At 76.3% G+C, this 21,262-nt stretch carries 20 protein-coding genes; 11 read left to right on the plus strand and 9 right to left on the minus strand.

Translation table 11 applies throughout. The annotated features are described in order from the left end of the window. Window positions 1-89: 89 nt before the first annotated feature. Genes ACYVG5_RS05815 through ACYVG5_RS05825 form a run of 3 tightly spaced genes read left to right on the plus strand, consistent with a single transcriptional unit; the run spans window position 90 to window position 4,356 of the window. Window positions 90-1,265 (plus strand): PucR family transcriptional regulator, encoded by a 1,176-nt coding sequence (locus ACYVG5_RS05815; RefSeq protein WP_222045746.1) that lies wholly within the window; start codon window positions 90-92, stop codon window positions 1,263-1,265. Continuing rightward, the gene (locus ACYVG5_RS05820; RefSeq protein WP_246629628.1) at window positions 1,265-1,990 is read left to right on the plus strand and encodes a biliverdin-producing heme oxygenase; all 726 of its coding nucleotides are present in this window, start codon (window positions 1,265-1,267) and stop codon (window positions 1,988-1,990) included. Before ACYVG5_RS05815 ends, ACYVG5_RS05820 begins: the two co-directional genes overlap by 1 nt. Then, entirely contained in the window at window positions 1,987-4,356 is a 2,370-nt protein-coding gene (locus ACYVG5_RS05825; RefSeq protein ID WP_222045748.1) for a SpoIIE family protein phosphatase, read from the plus strand. The genes ACYVG5_RS05820 and ACYVG5_RS05825 overlap by 4 nt, the downstream gene beginning before the upstream one ends. 63 nt (window positions 4,357-4,419) lie before the next feature. Here ACYVG5_RS05825 and ACYVG5_RS05830 read toward each other — a convergent pair whose 3' ends face one another. Continuing rightward, window positions 4,420-4,692: a hypothetical protein gene (locus tag ACYVG5_RS05830; protein WP_460683023.1), complete on the minus strand. Its 273-nt coding sequence runs from the start codon at window positions 4,690-4,692 to the stop codon at window positions 4,420-4,422. A gap of 42 nt (window positions 4,693-4,734) precedes the next feature. Further along, window positions 4,735-5,784, minus strand: a complete 1,050-nt coding sequence (locus tag ACYVG5_RS05835; protein WP_222046291.1) for an FAD-dependent oxidoreductase — start codon at window positions 5,782-5,784, stop codon at window positions 4,735-4,737. 168 nt (window positions 5,785-5,952) lie between these two features. Here ACYVG5_RS05835 and ACYVG5_RS05840 point away from each other — a divergent pair, with 168 nt between their 5' ends. Beyond that, window positions 5,953-6,909 (plus strand): ATP-binding protein, encoded by a 957-nt coding sequence (locus ACYVG5_RS05840; protein ID WP_222045750.1) that lies wholly within the window; start codon window positions 5,953-5,955, stop codon window positions 6,907-6,909. Here ACYVG5_RS05840 and idi read toward each other — a convergent pair. From idi to ACYVG5_RS05870, 6 genes are all read right to left on the minus strand, one after another. Beyond that, a complete protein-coding gene (gene idi, locus ACYVG5_RS05845) occupies window positions 6,906-7,523 on the minus strand; it encodes an isopentenyl-diphosphate Delta-isomerase (RefSeq protein WP_222045752.1) in 618 nt (205 codons plus the stop codon). The genes ACYVG5_RS05840 and idi overlap by 4 nt on opposite strands. Before the next feature lie 62 nt (window positions 7,524-7,585). Next, complete coding sequence (locus ACYVG5_RS05850; RefSeq protein ID WP_222045754.1) at window positions 7,586-8,017, minus strand: hypothetical protein; 432 nt, start codon at window positions 8,015-8,017, stop codon at window positions 7,586-7,588. Beyond that, window positions 8,014-8,982 (minus strand): metallophosphoesterase family protein, encoded by a 969-nt coding sequence (locus ACYVG5_RS05855; protein WP_222045756.1) that lies wholly within the window; start codon window positions 8,980-8,982, stop codon window positions 8,014-8,016. Before ACYVG5_RS05855 ends, ACYVG5_RS05850 begins: the two co-directional genes overlap by 4 nt. A 74-nt stretch (window positions 8,983-9,056) precedes the next feature. Continuing rightward, complete coding sequence (locus ACYVG5_RS05860; RefSeq protein WP_460683024.1) at window positions 9,057-9,449, minus strand: hypothetical protein; 393 nt, start codon at window positions 9,447-9,449, stop codon at window positions 9,057-9,059. Window positions 9,450-9,454: 5 nt separating this feature from the next. Next, complete coding sequence (locus ACYVG5_RS05865) at window positions 9,455-10,006, minus strand: hypothetical protein (RefSeq protein ID WP_222045760.1); 552 nt, start codon at window positions 10,004-10,006, stop codon at window positions 9,455-9,457. Continuing rightward, entirely contained in the window at window positions 10,003-12,075 is a 2,073-nt protein-coding gene (locus ACYVG5_RS05870) for a PEP/pyruvate-binding domain-containing protein (RefSeq protein ID WP_222045762.1), read from the minus strand. The genes ACYVG5_RS05865 and ACYVG5_RS05870 overlap by 4 nt, the downstream gene beginning before the upstream one ends. Window positions 12,076-12,229: 154 nt before the next feature. Between ACYVG5_RS05870 and ACYVG5_RS05875 the strand changes: the two genes are divergently transcribed. The 5 genes from ACYVG5_RS05875 (at window position 12,230) to ACYVG5_RS05895 (ending at window position 18,224) form a co-directional block, all read left to right on the plus strand. Continuing rightward, window positions 12,230-13,063, plus strand: a complete 834-nt coding sequence (locus tag ACYVG5_RS05875) for an alpha/beta fold hydrolase (RefSeq protein ID WP_222045763.1) — start codon at window positions 12,230-12,232, stop codon at window positions 13,061-13,063. Window positions 13,064-13,156: 93 nt separating this feature from the next. Then, a complete protein-coding gene (locus ACYVG5_RS05880) occupies window positions 13,157-14,500 on the plus strand; it encodes a PP2C family protein-serine/threonine phosphatase (RefSeq protein ID WP_222045764.1) in 1,344 nt (447 codons plus the stop codon). Window positions 14,501-14,545: 45 nt separating this feature from the next. After that, window positions 14,546-15,646 carry a winged helix DNA-binding domain-containing protein gene (locus ACYVG5_RS05885; RefSeq protein WP_222045765.1) on the plus strand — a complete coding sequence of 367 codons (1,101 nt, stop codon included), beginning with the start codon at window positions 14,546-14,548 and terminating at the stop codon, window positions 15,644-15,646. A 41-nt stretch (window positions 15,647-15,687) separates the two neighbouring features. Further along, window positions 15,688-17,091, plus strand: a complete 1,404-nt coding sequence (locus ACYVG5_RS05890; protein WP_222045767.1) for an MFS transporter — start codon at window positions 15,688-15,690, stop codon at window positions 17,089-17,091. Window positions 17,092-17,144: 53 nt separating this feature from the next. Next, window positions 17,145-18,224: an NAD-dependent epimerase/dehydratase family protein gene (locus ACYVG5_RS05895; protein WP_222045769.1), complete on the plus strand. Its 1,080-nt coding sequence runs from the start codon at window positions 17,145-17,147 to the stop codon at window positions 18,222-18,224. Window positions 18,225-18,293: 69 nt separating this feature from the next. Here ACYVG5_RS05895 and ACYVG5_RS05900 read toward each other — a convergent pair whose 3' ends face one another. After that, window positions 18,294-19,148 carry an aldo/keto reductase gene (locus tag ACYVG5_RS05900; RefSeq protein WP_222045771.1) on the minus strand — a complete coding sequence of 285 codons (855 nt, stop codon included), beginning with the start codon at window positions 19,146-19,148 and terminating at the stop codon, window positions 18,294-18,296. A gap of 181 nt (window positions 19,149-19,329) precedes the next feature. On the opposite strand from ACYVG5_RS05900, the gene ACYVG5_RS05905 reads away from it, so the two are divergent. Continuing rightward, window positions 19,330-20,628, plus strand: a complete 1,299-nt coding sequence (locus tag ACYVG5_RS05905) for an MFS transporter (protein WP_222045773.1) — start codon at window positions 19,330-19,332, stop codon at window positions 20,626-20,628. Next, a complete protein-coding gene (locus ACYVG5_RS05910) occupies window positions 20,621-21,220 on the plus strand; it encodes a histidine phosphatase family protein (protein ID WP_222045775.1) in 600 nt (199 codons plus the stop codon). The genes ACYVG5_RS05905 and ACYVG5_RS05910 overlap by 8 nt, the downstream gene beginning before the upstream one ends. Window positions 21,221-21,262: the final 42 nt, after the last annotated feature.

Genomic DNA, 21,262 nt, shown 5'->3' on the forward strand with positions numbered 1-21,262 from the left:
CCGACGCTAGGGACGGCGCGGCCGCCCCACCACGGACAGCTGTCGGAACTCTGCTCATACGATCGTCTGAGACAGCCGGGGAGGCAACCGTGCGCGACGACCTGCAGGACCTGGTGGACGAGGTGTCCCGGCTGCTCGGCGCACCGGCGACGCTGGAGGACCGCGACTTCACCCTGCTGGCGTTCTGCGCACACCCGGCCAGCGGGGACGACGCCGCGCCGGGCACCGCGCTCGACGCCGTCCGCACCCGGTCGATCCTGACCCGCGGCTCACCGGTGGCGACCCGGCGCTGGTTCGAGGAGTTCGGCATCGCCACGGCGACCGGGCCGCTGCGCATCCCCGCCGATCCGGACGCCGGAATCCTCACCCGGTTGTGCCTGCCGGTGCGGTCGGCCGGGCTGCTGCACGGCTGGCTGTGGCTGCTCGACGAGGGGCGCACCGACCTCGGCGACCCGGCGGCGCCCGCACTGGTCGCCGCCCTGGAGCTGGCTGCGGCGGCCGGCCGGCTGCTCGCCGGCGACGGCGCCCCGGGGACGGCGGACCTGTCGGCGGCACTGCGGTCGGTGCTGCTCGGTATCGCCCCGCTACGGGCGACGCAGACCCTGGCCGCCGCTCTCGGCGACCGCACCCCGGTCGCCCTGGTCGCCCTGCACCCGGCGGCCGGCGGGCTGCCCCCCGGCTGGGTACCGCCCGCCGCCGGCGCCGTCCCGGTGGTGCTGGACGGCGGGGAGGTCGCCGTCCTGCTGCCGCTGCCGCGGGCCGCTGACCCCCGCCCGGCCGGCGCGCTGACCGCCGCCGCCCTGGCCGGCCTCCCGCCCGGCAGCACCGCCGGCGTGTCGGCCGCGCGCACCGGCTGCGGCGAGCTGCCGGCACAGTGGCACGAGGCGCGCACCGCCGCCCGCGTCGCGGCGGTGGCTCCCGGGCTGGCCCCGGTCGCGTCCTGGACCGAGCTGGGTGCCTGGCGCTCGGTCGCCGAGCTGTCCGGGCCCGACCCGGCGCTGGCCCGGCTGCTGGCCGATCCGGTGCTCACCGAGACCGCCGGGGTGTGGCTGGACTGCGCCGGCAGCCCGCAGCGCGCGGCGTCCCGGCTGCGCATCCACCGGCAGACGCTGTACTACCGGCTCGGCCGGATCGCCGACCTCACCGGGCTGGACCTCGCCGACGGCGCCGACCGGCTGCTGCTGCACCTCGGCGTGCGGGCGGCCCGGCTGCTCCGGGCGCGGACACCGGTCGGCACCGGTCGTGACCTAGGCTCAGCAGGCTGATGACTTCGGGAAGACAGGCGCTGCCGGGCGGCGGGCACGGCGCCGCGGGGGACGGGGACCGGGTGGCCGACGACGCGGACGTGCTGCGCCGGCTGCGCGCCGACACCGCGCCGGAGCACGAGGCGGTCGAGCAGGCGCTGAACCTCCTCGACGCCGGCCTGACCCCCGCCCGGCTGACCGTGGTGCTGGCCCGGATGCACGCCTTCTGGCTCGCCGCGGAAGCGGGGCTGGACGCGTGGGCCGCCGCGTCGCCGGCCGCCGCGGCCGCCCTGCAGTGGACCGACCGCCGCCGGACCCACCTGTTCGCCGCCGACCTCGCCGCGCTGGGCGCCGCGCCGGCCGGGCCCGGCGACGCACCCGACCTGCCCGCGGTCCCCGACACCGACGCCGCGCTCGGCCGGCTGTACGTGCTGGAGGGATCGACGTTGGGCGGGGTGTTCATCGACCGGCACCTGGCCACGCTTCCCCAGCTGGCCGGCACCGGCACCCTGCGCGCCTTCTCCCCCTACGGCGGGCGCGCCGGCGCCATGTGGCACGCCTACCGCGCGGCCACCCGCGCGCACGTCGCCACCGGCGGGGACGCCGACCGGCTGGTCGCCGCCGCGCAGCAGACGTTCACCGCGCTCGCCGCCTGGTGCGGCGCGCCCGTGCTGGAGCACACCGGCACCGCAGCACCGGGGCCGCGCGGTCGCGCGGCCCGACGGAACGAGGCCCCCGTCCCATGACCGACCAACTCGGGTCGGGGAACTGGCTGGCGCCGGGCACCCCCGTCGACCTCGGCAACTGCGAGCGCGAGCCCATCCACGTGCCGGGCAGCATCCAGCCGCGCGGCGTCCTGCTGGCGGTGAGCGAACCGGACATGGTGGTCCGGCAGGTGTCGCGCAACCTCGCCGCCGTCGTCGGGACGGCGTGGGACGACGCGCTGGGCCGGTCGCTGGCCGACGTGCTCGGCGCCGTCCCGGCCCAGGCGATCGCCCGCTCGGCCCGGGCGTTCGGCGACCTGCGCGAGCGCAACCCGGTGGAGCTGGTGCTCGACCTGGCCGGCACGCCCGTCCCGGTCGACGCGATCCTGCACCGCGCCGTCCACTCCTTCGATCAGCCCGCGCGCCCGGCCGGTGACGGCGCCCCGGCCGCGCGGACGGCGAGCACGCTGGTCGTGGAGCTGGAACCGGCCTACGGCCCCCGGCCGTTCAGCTTCCCGAACACCTACCAGGCGGTACGCGGAACGATCAGCGAGCTCAACCGGGCCGCGGGCCTGCAGGAGCTCTACGACATCACCGCCACGGCGGTCCGCACCCTCACCGGCTTCGACCGCGTGATGGTCTACCGCTACGACGCCGACTACAACGGCGAGGTCGTCGCCGAGGCCAAGCTGCCGGAGCTGAACTCCTTCCTCGGCCTGCACTACCCCGCCTCCGACATCCCGGCCCAGGCCCGGGCGCTGTACGAGAAGAACTGGATCCGGCTGATCTCCGACGTCGGCTACACCCCGGCACCGCTGGAGCCGGTCGAGCTGCCCGTCACCGGCCGGCCGCTGGACCTCACCTACTCCACGCTGCGCAGCGTCTCCCCGATCCACTGCGAGTACCTGCAGAACATGGGCGTGCGGGCGTCGATGTCGATCTCGCTGCTGCACGGCGAACGGCTGTGGGGGCTCATCGCCTGCCACCACTACTCCGGGCCGCACGCCCCGCCGTACGCCACCCGCGCGGCTGCGGAGTTCCTCGGCTCGACGCTGTCGCTGCGGCTGGTCGACCGGGCGCAGGAGGAGGAGCACCGGCGGGCACTGCGGGTGCGCTCCACGCTGGCCTGGCTGACCGCCGCCACGCTGGACGAGGACCGCCCGCTGGCCGAGACGCTGCTGGGCCGGCCCGGAATGCTCGACGTCGTTCCGGCCGACTCGGTGCACGTGGGCCTGCAGGGACGCACCGGCACGGCCGGCGTGCCGCTGCCGCCGGCGGTGGTCAGCTCGCTCGCGGCCTGGGCGGCGCACCAGGGCGAGGACGTCGTCGTCACCGACCAGCTGCCATTGGTGGCGCCGGAGCTCGACGTTCCCGCCGGGATGGCGTGCGGGGTGCTGGCGCTGCCGCTGCCCGACGGTCAGTACGTGCTCTGGACCCGCGGCGAGCAGGTGCACTCCGTCGACTGGGGCGGCGACCCGCACAACAAGGCGATCGCCGAGCGCGAGGGCGACGCGGTGCGGCTGTCGCCGCGCACGTCCTTCGACCGGTGGCGGGAGACGGTCCGCGACCGCTCCGACCCGTGGACGGCGGCCGAGCTGGCCGAGGCGGGCGAGCTGCGCACCCACCTGCTGGAGGCGCTCTACGCCCGGTCCCGGCGGGTGGCGCGGGCCGCGCTCACCCTGCAGCGCAGCCTGCTGTCCGAGCCGCCGGACCCCGACTCGCTGGAGTTCGCGGTGCGCTACGTCCCGGCGGCGCGGGAGGCCCAGGTCGGCGGCGACTGGTACGACGTGTTCGAGCAGCCCGATGGCGCGACCGCGCTGGTCATCGGCGACGTGGTGGGGCACGACACCGAGGCGGCCGCCTGCATGGGGCAGCTGCGCGGGCTGCTGCGCGGGATCAGCTTCGACAGCGCCGACAGCCCGGCCGGGGTGCTGACCCGGCTGGACCGGGCGATGGACGGTCTGCACCTGCAGACCCTGGCCTCGGTGCTGGTCGCCCGCCTGGAGCAGACCCCCGCGGAGGTGGCCGCCGGCACCACCCGGCTGCGCTGGTCCAACGCCGGTCACCTGCCTCCGGTGGTGCTGCTGCCCGACGGCTCGACCGAGGTGCTCACCCGCACCCCGGCCGAGCTGCTCACCGGGGTGCACACCGACGCGGAACGTCGCGATCACGTGGTCACCCTGCCCCGCGGCGCGACCGTGCTGCTCTACACCGACGGCCTGGTCGAGCGCCGTGACCGGCTCTTCGACACCGGCATCGCCCGGCTGCGCGAGGAGCTCACCGCGCTGCGCGACCGGCCGGTGGCCGAGCTGGCCGACGAGCTGCTCGCGCGGCTGCTGCCCGAGCGGGCCGAGGACGACGTCGCGCTGATCGTGGTGCGGCTGCACCGCCAGGACCGCCCCGCCTGAAGAAGGACCCCCTTGCCCCCCACCACTCGCAAGCTCGTGGCGGGACCCTGCAAGGGGGCCTGATCAGCGGTCGGTGAATTCCGGGGTCAACTCGTCACCCGGGTCCCCACCGGGGATGCCCGCCGTCGGGAGGGGTGCGTCATCGTCAGCGGCCGCGGCGGCCGCCGGGGAGTCCTCCACGGCAGCCTGTGCGGGGCCGGCGGCCGGCGTAGCCAGCTCCTCGAGGACCTGCTTCTCGTCGGGGTCCAGCGGTCCGCCGTCCCGGTGCTCGCCGGGTTCGCCCTCGTCGTTGCCGGTGGCCATCGCGGTGTCGGGGGTGGTGTCGTCTGGGGTCACCGCCCTGCACTACCTGCCCGGGCGCCCCGCCAACCGTCGGGATCAGGCGGCGTCGGCCCTGGCCAGGGTGCGCAGCAGCTCCCGTGCCGCGCGGGGGCCGGCCCGGTTGGCGCCGATGGTGCTCGCCGACGGGCCGTAGCCGACCAGGTGCAGCCGCGGCTCGCCGACCACCCGGGTGCCGTCCATGACGATGCCGCCGCCCGCGGCCCGGAGGTGCAGTGGGGCGAGGTGGTCCAGGGCCGGGCGGAAGCCGGTGGCCCAGAGGACGACGTCGGCGCGCAGGGTGCGGCCCGGGTCGCCGTCCCACGCCACGCCGTCCGGCGTCAGCCGGTCGAACACCGGCAACCGGTCCAGCACACCCCGCGCCCGGGCGGCCAGCACGGCGTCGGTCTCCATCAGACCGGTGACGCCGACGACGCTCCCCGGCGGCAGCCCGGCCCGCACCCGCTGGTCGACCAGCGCGACCGCGGCCCGGCCGGCGTCGGCGTCGAAGGCGCTGCTGCGCCAGACCGGCTCGCGGCGGGTGACCCAGGTGGTCGTCGTGACCTCGCTGATCTCGATGAGCTGCTGCACCGCGGAGGTGCCGCCGCCCACCACGACCACGTGCCGGCCGCGGAACTCCTCGGCTCCGCGGTAGTCCGCGGCGTGCAGCTGGCGTCCGCGGAACTGCTCGCGGCCGGGATAGGCGGGCCAGAACGGCCGGGTCCAGGTGCCGGTGGCGTTCACCAGCCCGGACGCCGTCCACTCCCCCGCGCTGGTGTCCAGCGTGAAGCCGTCGTCGGTGCGGTGCACGGCGCGCACCGCCACCGGCCGGCGCACCGGCAGCTGGAAGCGGCGCTCGTAGTCGGCGAAGTACCCGGCGACCACCTCGCTGGCCGGGCTGGCCGGGTCCGCGGCGGGCAGCTCCATGCCGGGCAGCGCGGCGATGCGGTGCGCCCGGTCCAGCCGGAGCGAGGGCCAGCGGTGCTGCCACGCCCCACCGGGACCGTCGTCGCCGTCCAGCACCACGAAGTCGGCCCCGGCCCGGGCCAGCGCGTGCGCCGCGGACAGGCCGGCCTGGCCGCCACCGATCACCACGACGTCGTTGTGCACGTCGGCTGCAACACCGCCCGCCCCGCCGTTCTGCCCGACCCACCCGCACCGGGGCCGATCAGGGGCGGACGGCGACCAGGACGGCGCCTGCGTCCCCCGATGTGTCGGCGCCCGGTCAGCGGGCACATACGGAGAGTCGGAGCAGACGACACACACGGGGCGGACCGCATGACGCAGGACGAGGGAAGACCCGCCGGGTACCGGCACGTGGGACACGTGCGCACGGCGGACGAGGATGTGGTGGCGGTGGTCGCCTCGTTCCTGGACCGGGTCTCGGCGGCCGGTGACCGGGTGGTCATCGCCTGCCCCGAACCGGTGGCCGGCCTGCTGGCCCGGGCGTTCGACGGGGTGTACGTGCTCGAGCCCGAGCCGGTGGACGCGCGGCCGGCGACCGTGGTGGCCGAGCTGGTCCGGCTGGTCGACGGGGCGTTGCCCGACGACGGCTCCCGGCTGCAGTTGGTGACCGCGGTGCAGCAGCCGGCGAACGGCTGGGCCGGATGGATGCAGACCGAGGCGCTGCTCAACCACGTGCTGGCCGACCGGCCGGTCGACCAGCTCTGCCTGCTCGGGCCCGGCGCGGACGACGCCCATCCGCCCGGCCCCGCCGACGTGACGGTCGCGACGCACCCCTGGCTCATGGTCGACGGCGAGCCGGCCAGGAACCCGGGCTACCGGGAGCCGGCCGAGGTGGTCGCCGAGCTGCAGCACTCCCGGGTGCCCGATCCGATCGAGTCGACGGAGCCGGCGCTGGCGCTGCTCGACCTGGACGACCTGCGGTCGCTGCGCCGGTCAATCGCCCGGGTGCTGGCCGACAGCGCGCTGAGCGACGATGCGGCCCAGGACTTCGTGCTGGCCATCGACGAGATCGTCGCCAACGCCGCCGAGCACGGCGTCCCGCCGGTCGACGTCCGGCTGTGGTGCGGCCGCGACCGGCTGCTGTGCTCCATCACCGACCACGGCACCTGCTTCGACGACCCGTTGGCCGGCTACGGGCCGGCGCACGGCGACATGGCCGTGGGGGGCATGGGGTTGTGGCTGGCCCGGCGGTCCGTGGACGACCTGGTCGCCTCCCCGACCCGGGAGTCCGGCGAGGGCTGCACCGTCCGGCTGGTCGTCCGCGCCTAACGGCCTCGCTGCAGGGGCCCGCGCCGAGCTTGCGAGGCGTGGGGGGCAGCGAGGTCCTTGATCAGCCCGGCCTCCTCGATCAGCCGGGCCTGCTCCCGGCACCAGGGTGACCACGCGTCCCTCTCGGTCTCCTGCCGCCGGCGGAACGCCGCCCAGTCCAGCAGCTCCCACTCGGCCACCTCGGTCGGGTCGGGCGCCGGGGAGCCGGTGAACCGGCCCAGGTAGACCGGGCAGATCTCGTTCTCCACGACGCCGCGGAACTCGGCCCGGTACCGGTAGCCGGGCAGCGCCGGCGTCAGGGCGCGCACCCCGAGACCGATCTCCTGGCCGGCGCGGCGCGTGATCGCGGCCGCGTCGTCCTCCCCGGGCCCCGGGTGACCGCACACGGTGTTGGTCCACATGCCGGGAAAGGTGGCCTTGTCCACGGCCCGCCGGGTGACCAGCAGCCGGGCGTCGTCGTCGAAGAGGTAGGCGGAGAAGGCACGGTGCAGCGGCGTCTCCCCGGTGTGCACCAGCCGTTTGGGCATCGTGCCGATCGCGGCCCCGGACTCGTCGACCAGCACGATGATCTCGTCCGCCCGCGGTGCCACCACGTCCTGTGTCGTCTCGTCCATCGCACCCATCGTCCCCGACCGGGTTGCCGGCCGTCCAAGCGAGCCCGGCACCGGCGGTCCGGTCAGCCGGCCAGCCAGCGCAGGACTCCCCGGCGGCTCGCCTCGCCGGCCACCACCGCGGCCCCGAGGCACACCGCCCAGAGCGCCGGCACCGGCCAGCCGGCGTCGGCGTCCAGCACCGGCAGCCCGGTGGTGGCGTGCAGCACGACCGTCGGCAGCGCCGAGGCCGCCACGGCCACCGTCACCAGGCCGCAGGATGCCGCGATCCACACGTCGGTGCGGCTGCGCCCCGCGCGGGTGGTGCGACGCACCCCTCGCCAGGCGAGCACCGCGGCCGGCACCCCGACGGCCGCGCTGACCCCGATGAGGTCGGCGCCCACCGCGCCGCGGACGCCCCCGCGGTCGCCGGCCGACTCCAGCACGACCGCGGGCGCGACGACGGCGGCGAGCACGAGCAGGGAGTAGCCGGCGGCCGCGGCGGCCGGCACGGTCACCGGCCTTCCCGGGCCCGCAGCTCGAACCGGTCGACGACCCGCCCGTCGGCGCGGACGGACCGGCCGGTCAGCCGGTCACCGACCACGTCGACGTGCAGGTACTGCAGCGTCGAGGATGCCGCGGCCGTGAAGCGGCCCGGCCGCACCGGCGTCGTCTTGCAGCCACCGCCGCTGACCACGTAGGTGACGCCGTCCACCGGATGGGTGCGCTCGTAGTGGTGGTCGTGCCCGGACAGGACCAGGTCGACGCGCCGGTCGGCGAGCAGCGGCTCCAGCAGCTCGTCGGCGCCCGGCGTCGAGCCGTGCGCGCCGGAGGAGTACACCGGGTGGTGCATGCAGACGACCTTCCACTGGTTGGTGGAGCTGGCCAGGGCGTCGTCGAGCCACTCGAGCTGCACCGAGGCGTCGTCCCCGAACAGGCCGGGGGTGCTGGAGTCGAGGTAGAAGAAGTCCACCGGGCCGTGGCTGGTGGTGTAGTGCCGGGCGGGGGTGCCGAGCAGGCGCAGCTCCGCGTCGATCTCGGCCAGGCTGGCGTCGCTGTGGTGCAGGGCGCCGTCGTGGTTGCCGATCGCCAGCTCGAAGGCGACGCCGGCATCGATGAGCGGGCGCATCGGCCGGGTGAACACGTCGTCGAAGCGGTCCTCGACGCTGCCGTAGTAGCAGAGGTCGCCCAGATGGGTCACCAGGCCGTAGGGCGAGTCCTGGTAGCCGCGGGCCATGCGGTCGGCCACCGCCATCGCCTGCCGCCCCCCGCTGCCGGTGTCGCCGACCGCCGCGAAGGTCAGCCGGTCGGCCGCCGGCGACCAGGCCCCGGCCGGCAGCACCAGCTCCGGGGTGCGGCCGGGAACGAGGTCCTCCCGCCCCATCAGCGGCCACAGCTGGCTGCCCAGTCCGGTTCCGGCGGCCACGCTGCCGACCGCTCCCAGGCTCGCCGCGAGGAACTGCCTCCTGTTCAGTGCCGGCACGTCTCCGGTGACCTCCCGCTCGTGTCCTGCCGTCCATCGGCGTCTCCCCGGGGTCAACCCCGGCCCGCCCGGGGTTAGTTCCGGTCGTCCCGGTCGCGCGGCGTCACCGTCTCCAGCCGCCGGACGTCGAGGAGCAGGTGCTGCACCCGGGTGTCGCGCAGGCAGCCCCGCAGCTCCCGCTGGTCGAACTCGTCGAGGCCCGGCTGGAGGCGGAACGCGAAGGTCTGCGGCCCCACCTGCGCGAAGGACTCCTGGACGACGTCGGCGTTGACCAGCAGCCGGCAGGTGCTCACCAGGCCCCGGGTCATCTCCTCGTGCACGGCTGCCTCCTCCTGCACGACCTGCGCCTCCACGACGACGTCGGTGAACGACCCCTCCGGCTGCGGGACGTCGACGGTCATGAGCTCCGCGCGCAGCAGGACGATGCCGGTGGCGAGCACGGCGGCGGCCACCACCCAAGCCAGCACCCGTCTCACCGGGTCACCCCGGTCGCGGCCGGACCCAGCAGCAGCCGCAGTGCCGGGTCCTCGGCCAGGCCGGCCCCCGCGGTCAGCGCCTCGGCGTCCGTGGGCACCAGGCCGCCGGCCGGGAAGGCCACGGCCACCAGCTCGGCGGCGAGCTCCTCCTCGACGCCGGCCCGGGCCGAGCTCCCGGCGACCCGTTCGATCAGCCAGGCCAGGCCCGAGACGACGACCCCACCACCCAGGAGCACCGGGATGAAGATGTGGCCGCCGTCGAATGCCTCGGGCCGGAGCCACCGGAACGGCGTGGCCTCCACCGGTGCGGCGCGCAGCCGCGCCAGGGCCCCCGGCGGGGGCTCGCTGCGCGTGTCCGGCGACAGGTGGGTGTCGAGCCGGGCCAGCCGGCGCAGCACGAGCGCCGTGCACAGCGTCACCAGGGCGGCCAGGAAGAGGATCCCCACCAGCAGTGCCCGGTGCCACTCCCACCGGTAGACGTAGACGAACAGGTAGCTGCCCGAGCCGATCAGGGCCACCGTGCCGAGGACCCAGCTCAGCCGTCTCATGAGCTCTCCTCCTCCTTCTCGACGGTGCCGGCGTCCCCGTCCACGCGGACCGGGACGCCCGGTGGGAACTGCTCCAGCGCGCCGGAGAACCCGACGACGGTGGGCACCTGCGACTCGCGGGCCAGGATCGCCAGGTGCGCCAGCACGCTGCCGGTCTCGGCGACGAGGCCGGCCAGCCGCGGCAGCAGGGGGGCCAGCGAGGGATCCAGGGTGCGCACGACCAGCACCGCGCCCTCCGGGGGGTCCGCGCCGTGGTGCACGGGCCCGCGGCCGGTACCGCCACCGGCGCCGGTGGCCGCGGCGGTGCCCGCCACGGGCACGGGGCGGCCGGTGTCGCTCAGCCGGAACCGGGCGGGGAGCGGCTCCCCCGCGACGACCGGGGCGGGTGCCAGCGCCCGGCCGCCGTTCCGCACCGCATCGGTGAGGTCGGCCAGCCGCAGGCCGCGGACCTCCTCGGGAGCGGTCAGCCGGCCGGCGGCCGCCAGCCGTTCCCCGAGCGTCCAGGCGGCCCGCGCGCTGACCTCCTGCAGCCACCGCACCCGCAGCCGCAGTGCCTCGCGGAGCAGTCCGGCATCGTCGTCGGCACCGGGCGGCGGGCTCTCCGGTGCGGTCACGTCCGGCGGCAGCTGCGGGAACCGGCAGACCAGCGGCGCCGCCAGGGCGAGGACGACGGGGTTGGCGGCGATCACGTCGGCATCCCGCAGGCCTGCCTGCCGGGCGGCGGACAGCGCGCGCAGCGCCGTGCCGGCGCCGGTCAGCCGCGGTGCCGCGGGGTCGACCAGCAGCCCCATGAGCACCTCGTGCGCGTGCGCCGAGGCCAGCGCCGGCTGCACGCGGTGCAGGACCGCGGCCAGCTGCCGGTCGGTGAGCGCGTCGAGGGCGGGGACCTCGCCGAGTACCCGGTCGGCGGACCCGACGACGTCCGCGGCCAGCGCGGGCAGCGCCGAACGCAGCCGCCCGACCCGCCAGGAGGCGCGCAGCCGCCGCAGCCGGGGCCGGGGGTCGAGCCGTTCCCGGAGGCTGGGGGCGTCCTGCCCCGCCTCGAACAGGTCCAGGTCGACCGCGACCCGCCCGTCGACGACGGCGACCAGCGGGGAGGCATCGACGGCGGCCGCGGTGGCCGTTCCGGCGAGCAGCAGCGCGTGCTGCAGGGCGGTGCGCAGCGGGGCCACCCACAGGTCGACCTCCAGCGGCTGCAGCGGCTCGGGAAAGGTCTCGGCCACCGGGCCGGGGCCGAGCACCGGCCCGCCGGGCCGGCCACGCGGCTCGGCGGTGACCGGCCGGCTCTGCAGCAACCGGAGCCGGCCGGCCTCGTCGTACGCCCACTCGACGTCCTGCGGGCCGCCGAACACCTCCGCCGTCCGCTCGGCGAGTCCGGTGAGGGCCCGCAGCTGCGCGCGCCGCAGCCGGGCCCCGTCGTTCCCCCGGGAGACCTGGACGACGCCGCCGGCCCGGTCCAGCTCGTACCGGCTGCCGTCGACCTGCCCACTGACCAGCCGGTCGGGGCCGCCCTGCACGGCGGCCACGACCACCCGGTCCTCCCGGCCGGACACCGGGTCGATGCCGAAGAGCACCCCGCCGCTGCGGGCGTCGAGCATCGGCTGGACGAGGACGGCCAGCGGCTCGTCGCCGGTGAGGCCGTCCGACCCGCCGGCCGCCGCGGCCCGGGAGCCGATGACGGTGTCGATCGCCCGCTGGAACTGCTCCCACCCCCGCGCACCGACGACCGACTCGAAGCGGCCGGCCATGGAGGAGTCGCCGAGATCCTCCACGGTCGAGCTGCTGCGCACGACCAGCGGTACGGCGCCGTCCCGGGACAGCTCTCGCCAGACGTCGACCACGGCGCCGGGCAGGGCCGCGCCGGCGGCCAGCCGGTCGACGCCCGCGGTGGTGAGCACGAACCCGGGCACGGTGGGCAACCCGTGCCGGGCCGCCGTGGCCAGCGCGGCCGCCTTCGCGCCGGTCCACGCCTGCTCCGCGGCCCGGTCGTCGTCCAGGGGCAGGACCCAGGGCAGCGCCCCGGAATCGGGCGCGGCCCCGGGGCCGTCGGCGGTCGCGGCGGTGGACATGTCCGATCCGTTGCCGGACGGGCGGGGATCCAACCCGGTCCGGGCCCGTACGGCGCGAATGTCAGACAGTCGTAACACCGGCGGCCGGCCGGAGGGATCCGTCATCTCACCCGGCCAGCAGTAAGGGCGGGCCGGAACGGGCAGGGAGGGGGACATGGACACCTTCCACCGCGGCGACCTGGTCTTCGACGTGCGGGACGCCGGCTCCCCGGACGGCGAGCCGGTCGTCCTGCTGCACGGCTTTCCGCAGGACTCCGGCGCCTTCGACCGGCTGAGCCCGGCGCTGCACCAGGCCGGGCTGCGCACGCTCGCTCCCGACCAGCGCGGGTACTCCCCCGGCGCCCGGCCGGCCGGCCGGTCGGACTACCGGGTGCGCGCCGCGGTGGACGACGTGCTGGCGCTGCTCGACGCCGCCGGGCTGGACAGCGCGCACGTCCTCGGCCACGACTGGGGCGGCGCGGCGGCCTGGGCGCTCGCCGCCTGGCACCCGTGGCGGGTGCGCACGCTGACCGTGCTGTCCCTCCCGCACCCGGCCGCGATGGCGCAGGCGATGGTCAGCAGCGACCAGGCGCTGCGGTCGGGCTACATGGGCTTCTTCCAACTGCCCGGCGTGCCCGAGCGGGTGCTGCTGGCCGGTGGCGGGGCGGTGCTGCGACGCACGCTCCGGCAGGGTGGCCTGCCCGACGAGCTGGTCGAGCGGTACGTCGGGCGCATGCAGCAGCCGGGTGCGCTCACCGGCGCGCTGAACTGGTACCGGGCGATCCCGTTCGCCGCGCGCGACCGGGTGGGCACCGTGCGGGTGCCGACGCTGCACATGTGGGGTGACCGGGACACCTTCCTCGGCCGGGCCGCGATCGAGGCCAGCGCCCAGTTCGTCGCCGCCCCCTACCGGCTCGAGGTGCTCGCCGGAGAGAACCACTGGCTGCCCGAGCTCGCTGCCGAGCGGGTCGCCGAGCTGCTCACCGCCCACGTCCGGGCCGGCGGCTGACGCCCGGCGGGGCTCGGTCGCCGGGCCGGAGCCGCTGGGGCAAGCTGGCTGCACACGCGGATCGCCGAACGAGGAGAAGAGGAGGTCGTCCGGATGCCGGAGCGGGGCCGGGCAACGGCCCGGGAACGGCTCGCGCCGGACGACGCCGCGGCGGAGGGGCCGGACAGCGCCGCCCGGGCCGCCGACGTGACCACGTTGCGGGCGGTGGAGGCAGAGCTGTCCCGCGCGCTGGCGCTGTCGGAGAAGGTGCTCGCCAACGCCGCCGACGGCATCTACGGGCTGGACGCCGACGGCCGGGTCGAGTTCGTCAACCCGGCCGCCGTCCGGGTCACCGGGCACGACCGGGAGTCGCAGCTGGGCCGCGACCAGCACGGGCTGATCCACGCACGGCGCCGCGACGGATCGCCCTACCCCGCCGAGGAGTGCCCGGTGTGGCGGGCGCTCCGCACCGGCGAGACGGTCGTCGCCGACGACGAGGCCTTCTGGCACCGCGACGGGCGGGCGGTGCCCGTGGAGCTCATCGCCGTCCCGACCGTGGAGGAGGACACGGTGACCGGCGTGGTCGTCTCCTTCCGTGACCTCACCGACCGCATGGCCGCGCAGGCGCAGGCCGCCGAGCTGCGCCGGCTGTCCCGCCGGGTGGCCGAGGAGCGGGCGCTGTCGGACCGGCTGCAGCAGGCACTGCTCACCCCGCCACCGGAACCGGACCACCTGCACGTGGTGGTGCGGTACCAGCCGGCCGCCAGCGGCGCCCAGGTCGGTGGCGACTGGTACGACGCCTTCCTGCAGCCCGACGGCGCCACGGTGCTGGTCATCGGCGACGTGGTCGGGCACGACAGCCGGGCCGCGGCGGCGATGGGCCAGCTGCGCGGACTGCTACGGGCACTGGCCTACGACAACGACGAGGAGCTCCCGGCCACGCTGACCCGGGCGGAGCGCGCCGCCCGGGGGCTGGCGGTCAGCACCCTGGCCACCGTCGTCCTGGCCCGGGTCGAACGGTGCCCGGACATCCCGGTGTCCGGCACCCGCATCCTGCGCTGGACCAACGCCGGGCACCCGCCGCCGGTCGTGCTGCTCCCCGACGGCACCACCACCGTGCTGGAGACCCCGACGGACATGATGTTCGGCGTCGACCCGGACACCCCCCGGTACGGCCACGAGGCGCACCTTCCCGACGGCGCCACCCTGCTGCTCTACACCGACGGGCTGGTCGAACGGCCCGGCAGCGATCTGGACGAGGGGACGGCCGCCCTCCGGGCGAGCCTGAGCGGCCTGCGCGGGCTCCCGCTGGACGAGCTCTGCGACGCGCTGCTCGACCGGCTGGTGCCCCAGCACGGCCTCGACGACGTCGCCCTCATCGCCGTGCGCGCCCATCCGGAGGACCGCCCCCGGCCGGCGGAGGCGGGCCCCACCCGGCTGCCCGAGGGAATCGACTGACGCATCGACCGCCGGCATGTCGTACCGCGGTCCTACGGTGACCGCGTGGCCATCGAGCTGACCCGCGCCGACGTGCTCGGCGCCCGCGTGCGCGCCCAGCAGCTGGACCGGCCGGCCGGTGCGCTCACCGGCACCGCCGTCCTGGACCTGGGGGTGCAGGACACCGGTCCCGACGGCGGCCGCTGGGCGCTCGCCGTCCGGGGGGTCGACGTCGGCGCACTGGACGACGACGCCCTGGTGACCGTGTGGACCATCCGCGGCGCACCGCACGTCTACCGCCGCGCCGACCTGCCGGGGGTGGCCGCGGCGACCCGGCCGTTCTCGGAGGCCGACGCCGGCAAGCGGATCTTCGACGCGGCGAAGCCGCTCAGGGCGGCCGGCATCCCCGTCGAGGCCGCGCTCGACGTCATCGCGGCGGAGCTGCGGTCGATCGTGACCCGGCCGACCGTCAAGGGCGAGATGTCCCGGCAGCTCACCGCGGCCCTGCCCGACCCGTACCTGCGGGAGTGCGTGCCGTGCCGGGCCGTCCACCCGTGGGAGCAGCCGTTCCGGCTGGCCGCGCTGCGCGCCGGGCTGGAGCTGCAGCCCGGCACCTCCCCGCCGGTGCTCCAGCCGATCCCGGGGTTCGCCGTCGCCGCCGCCGTGCCCGGGCGGCTCGACGTCGTCCGGGCGTACCTGCGGCTGTTCGGGCCGGCCACGCCCCAGCACGTGGCCGGCTACCTCGACGCGCCGCAGGCCGATGTCACGGCCCGCTGGCCGGACGACGCCGTCGAGGTGTCGGTCGACGGCGGGCGCCGGTGGGCGCTGGCCGAGGACGTCGACCGGCTGGCGGCCGGCCCGGCGACGACGACCCGGCTGCTGGGCCCTTTCGACCCCTACCTGCAGACCCGCGACCGGTCGCTGCTGGCCCCCGACCCTGCCCGGGCCAGAACGCTCTGGCCGGCGCTGGGCCGCCCCGGCGCGGTGCTCGTCGACGGCGAGGTGGCCGGCACCTGGCGCCCGCGCAAGGCCGGGAAGCGACTGAACGTGCGGGTCGACCTCTGGCACCCGCTCCCGCCGGCCGTGCGGAAGGCGATCGGTGCGCAGGCCGAGCTGCTCGCCGCCTCCCGGCAGCTGGCGCTGGGCGCGGTCGAGGGCATCGGCTGAGGACGCGTGATCCCCGCCGCGCGCCGGGTAGGAGCCGCGCCATGACCGCCGACGTGCCGACCCCGCCGCACCCCGGCCCGCCGTCGTCCCTGACCCGCGCGGCCCGGCTGGACCGCCTGCCGTTTACCCGGGAGCACGGCAGGCTCGTCGCCGGGTCGGGGTTCGGCTGGGCGCTGGACGCCATGGACGTCGGGCTCATCTCCTTCGTGATGGCCGCGCTCGCGGTGCAGTGGTCGCTGTCGCCGACGGAGCTGTCCTGGATCGGCTCCATCGGCTTCGTCGGGATGGCCCTGGGGGCCACGCTCGGCGGCCTGCTGGCCGACCGGATCGGCCGCCGGCAGGTCTTCGCAGTCACGCTGCTGGTGTTCGGGCTGGCCACCGGCGCGGCCGCGCTGTCCTGGTCGGTCGGTGCGCTGCTGGTCTTCCGGTTCCTCATCGGGCTGGGTCTGGGCGCCGAACTGCCGGTGGCGTCCACGCTGGTCAGCGAGTTCGCCCCGGCCGCGGTGCGCGGCCGGGTGGTCGTCGTCCTCGAGGCGTTCTGGGCGGTCGGCTGGCTGCTCGCCGCCCTGATCGGCTACTTCGTGGTGCCGACCAGCGACAACGGCTGGCGCTGGGCGTTCGCGATCGGCGCGCTGCCGGCGGTCTACACCGTCGTCGTCCGGCGCGGGCTGCCCGAGTCGGTGCGCTTCCTGGAACTGCGGGGCCGGGTCGACGAGGCCGAGGCCACCGTCCGCCGCTTCGAGGCGGCCGCCGGGGTGGCGCCGGTCCCCTCCCCCGTTCCCGAGCCGACGCCGGCGCCGGGCCCGCGGGCGCTGTGGGCGCGCGGCAGCCGGGTGCGCACCGGGGCGCTGTGGACGGTCTGGTTCAGCATCAACTTCGCCTACTACGGGGCGTTCATCTGGCTGCCCACGCTGCTGGTCGCCTCGGGTTTCTCGCTGGTGCGGTCCTTCGGGTACACGCTGCTCATCACGCTGGCGCAGTTGCCCGGGTACGCGGTGGCGGCGTTCCTCATCGAGCGGTGGGGCCGGCGTCCCACGCTGGCCGTGTTCACCCTCGGCTCGGCCCTGGGCGCGGGGCTGTTCGCCGGCGCGGACGGCGAGACAGCGGTACTGGCCACCGGAATGGTGCTGTCGTTCTTCAACCTGGGCGCCTGGGGTGCGCTGTACGCGGTGACGCCGGAGGTGTACCCGACCGCGCTGCGGGCCACCGGCGCCGGGGCGGCCGCCGGGTTCGGCCGGATCGCCTCGATCCTGGCGCCGCTGTGCGTGCCGCCGCTGCTCGAGCGCGGCGGGAACGGGCTGGTGTTCGGCGTCTTCGCGGCGTTCTTCGTGCTCGCGGCGCTGGCCACCTGGGGGCTGCCGGAGCGTCGCGGCCGCACGTTGGAGGAGATCGACGCCGGGCCGGCGGTGCCGGCGGGTGACCCGGTGCGGCCGTCCGGTCCCTGATCGCGGCCCGTCCCGGACGGGTGGCGGGCGGATCTCGCGGGTAGCAGCGGGGGATGCCGGAACTCACCAGTGGACTCCTGCCCGGGCTGACCGTCGCCGTCACCGGCGCCACCGGCAACGTCGGAACGGCACTGCTGCGGGCCCTCGCCGACGGCGGCGCGACCGAGGTGCGCGGTCTCGCGCGGCGCCAGCCGCCGGACACCGCTCCCTACGACGGCGTGCACTGGTACCTGACCGACCTCGGCGAGCCCGACAGCGAGGAGGTGCTGGCGGAGTTCCTGCACGGCGCGGACGTCGTCGTCCACCTGGCCTGGGCGCTGCAGCCGGGGCGCGAGCCCGAACGCCTGCGCCGGGTCAACGTCGACGGGACGCAGCGGGTGCTCGACGCGGCCGGCGCCGCGGGTGTTCCGCACGTGGTGCACATGTCGTCCCTGGGCGTCTACTCCGCCGGCCCGCCGTCGCGGCGGATCGCCGAGGACTGGCCGACCGAGGGCGTGCCCAGCTCGCAGTACAGCCGGGACAAGGTCGCCGCCGAGGGGCTGGTCCGGAAGTTCGTGGCCACGCATCCCGACGTGACCGTGTCGGTGACCCGGCCGACGCTGGTGCTGCAGCCCGACGCCGCGAGCGAGATCGGCCGGTACTTCCTCGGCGACCTGCTGCTCGCGGCGGCCCGGCTGCTGCCGGGTCCGGTGGCCAAGGTGCTGCCGCTCCCGCTGCCCGGGAGCCTGCATCTTTCCTTCGTCCACGCCGACGACGTGGCCTCGGCGCTGGTGCGGATCATGGACCAGCGCGCCCCCGGTGCGTTCAACCTGTCCACCGACCCGGCGCTGGACGCCGACGGCCTGGCCGCCGCGCTGGGCTCGTTCCGGGTGCCGGTGCCGGTGTTCGTGCTGCGGGCGGCGATGGACGCGGCGTTCCAGACCCGGCTGGTCCCGACCGAGCCGGGCTGGCTCGACCTCGCGCTCGGGGTGCCGCTGCTGGAGTGGGCCCGGGCCCGCACGGTGCTGGGCTGGACGCCGCGGCGCCGCGGGCCCGACGTGCTGCGGGAGTTCGTCGCCGCCCTGGGCCGGGGCGAGGGCAGCGCCGGCCCGCTGCTGGAGCCCGCCGGCGGGCCGGAGCGTCCGCCGGCCTGAGCCCGAGTCGGGCAGCGGCTCAGCGGCGGCCGGGACGGCTCCTGGCCGCGGCGTCGTCCGGGAGGACGACTAGGCGATCGCGTCCAGCGTGGCCATGGCGTCGTCGGGCAGCGTGAGCTGCGCGGCGGCCATGTTCTCGGTCAGGTGCTCGACCGACTTGGTGCCGGGGATGGGCAGGATGACCGGCGACTTCTGCAGCAGCCAGGCCAACGCCACCTGGGACGGCGTGGCATCCAGCTCCGTGGCGACGGCGGCGACCGGGCTGTCCGGCCTGGCCAGGTCACCGGTGGCGATCGGGAACCACGGGATGAAGGCGATGCCCTCGGCGGTGGCGTACTCGAGCACGTCGGCGGACTGCCGGTTGGTCAGGTTGTACAGGTTCTGCACGCTGGCGATCTCGGTGATCTGCCGCGCCGCCTTCAGCTCCTCGACCGACACCTCGGAGACGCCGATGTGCCGCACCTTGCCCTGTTCCTTCAGCTCGGCGAAGGCGCCGAGCTGGTCGGCCAGCGGGACGTCGGGATCGATGCGGTGCAGCTGGATGAGGTCGATCCGCTCGACGCCCAGGTGCCGCAGCGAGAGCTCGACCTGCTGCTTGAGGTAGGCGGGGCGGCCGACCGGCACCCACTCGCCCGGGCCGGTGCGGGTCAGGCCGGCCTTGGTGCCGATGACCAGCGACTCCGGGTAGGGGTGCAGCGCCTCGGCGATGATCTGCTCGCTGACCAGCGGGCCGTAGGAGTCCGCGGTGTCGATGAAGTCGACGCCCTGCTCGACGGCGGCCCGGACGACGCGGACGGCGCCGGCGCGGTCGGCCGGCTCGCCCCACACGCCGGGACCGGGGAGCTGCATGGCGCCGTAGCCGAGGCGGTGGACGGGGAGGTCCCCACCGAGGTCGAAGGTGAGCGGGCGGGTGGCGGTGGTCATGCGTCCTCCTGGGAGCTGGACGATCCGGGTGACCGGCGGCGGCGCCGCCCGGTCTCTCCCCGCACAGCTCCGTTGCACGCAACCTTCTTCCCGACGGCCGCGGATGTGACCGGCGGCACGGTGCGCGGGGCGCGGCTCCCCGGGTGCCGGGCGCGGCCGGCGGCTGCGGCATCGTGGTCGCGTGCAACGGTCGGGACGGCGCCGCTCCGCGATCGGTCTACCCCCCGGCCGGGTGGCCGTGCCCGGGCTGCTGCTGGCCGGTGTGCTGCTGGTCGCGTTGAACCTGCGCGGTCCGCTGGTGGCGGTCGCGCCGGTGGTCGACGCCATCGGCCGGGACCTCGCCCTCAGCGCCGGCACCGTGGGCCTGCTGACCAGCATCCCGGTGCTCTGCTTCGGTCTGGCCGCACCGTTCGCCTCGCTGCTCATCGCCCGGACCGGGGTGCACCGGGCCGTCCTGGTCTCCCTCGGCGGCGTGCTGCTGGGCAGCCTGCTGCGCTCGACGGGCAGCCCGGCCACGGCCATCGCCGGCACCGTCGTCCTCGGGCTGGGCATCACGGTGGGCAACGTGGTCGTCCCGGTGGTCATCGGCCGCGACTTCCCCACCGCGACCAACGTGGTGATGGCGGCCTACACCGCCGCGCTCAACCTGGGCTCGGCGTTCACCACCTCGCTCACCGCCCCGCTCGCCGAGGTGGCCGGCTGGCAGGTGGCGCTGGCCTCGTGGGGGCTGCTGACCGTGGTGGCCGCCGGGGTCTGGACGGCGGCGCTGCGCCGGCAGGTGGCGCGGGCCGCGGCCCGCGCCACCGACCACCCGCCTGCCGTCCCGCCGGTCCCGGAACCGGCACCGACCCGCCCGCTGTGGCGCAATCCGGTGGCCTGGGGGCTCATGCTCGCCTTCGCCGGGCAGGCGTTCAGCTACTACGGCCTCACCGCGTGGCTGCCCAGCCTGCTCGCCGACGAGCAGGGGCTCTCCCGCGCCGCGGCCGGGGTCAGCTCGTCGCTGTTCCAGCTGCTGGCCATCGTGGGGGCCTTCGCCGTCCCGGCGCTGGTGGCCTGGTGGGGCCGGCCCGCGCTGGTGCTGCTGGCGATCACCGCAGCCTGGGCCACGCTGCCGCTTGGCCTGCTGGTCGCGCCGTCGTTGTGGGCGCTGTGGTGCTGCTTGGCCGGCGCGGCACAGGGCGGTGGCATCACGGTCATCTTCATCGCGGTGGTCCGCCGGTCCCGGGGGCTCACGGAGAACCGGCGGATGTCGGCCATGGTGCAGGGCGGCGGGTACACCGTGGCCGCGACCGGTCCGCTGGTCATCGGCGCGGTGCACGACGCCTCGGGCGGTTGGACCCTTCCACTGCTGGTCATCCTGGGGGCGGTGGCAGTGATGGCCGTCGCCGGCGCCCCGGCTGCCGGCGGCCGGCCCGACGTGGTCGCCGATGACGCTGCGGAGTCCGCCCGGGCCCCGTCGGAGAGGGGATCGCGTGGGTGAACTGGTGGTCGTCCGGCACGGGCAGACCGAGTGGAGCCGGAGCGGCCAGCACACCGGCCTGACCGACCTGCCGTTGCTGCCGGCGGGTGAGGACGACGCCCGGCGGCTGCGGCCGGTGCTCGCCGAGCGGCCCATCACGCACGCCTTCGTCAGCCCGCTCGGTCGGGCCCGCCGGACCGCCGAGCTGGCCGGGCTGTTCGACGGCGGGCTGGAGACGGTCCTCGAGCCGGATCTCGTGGAGGTCGACTACGGCGGCTACGAGGGGCTGACCACGCCGGAGATCGGCGCGCAGCTCGGCGGCCGGTGGTCGCTGTGGGCCGACGGCACGGTGCCGGGCGAGACCCCCGGCGAGGCGCTGGACCAGGTGGCGGAACGGGTCGACCGGGTGCTGGCGCGGGTGCGGCCGCTGCTGGCCGACGGCGACGTCGTCCTGGTCGCCCACGGGCACCTGCTGCGCATCCTCACCGCCCGCTGGCTGGGCCTGGGGCCGGCAGCGGGCGCGCTGTTCCCGCTGGCGACCGGCCGGTACGGGCTGCTGGGCACCGAACACGACTGGCCCGCGCTGACCGGGTGGAACGTCGGCTGCCCCTGAGACAGGACCCCCTCGCCCTATCGCTCGCAAGCTCGCGACGGG

This window comes from Modestobacter lapidis (assembly GCF_054780755.1).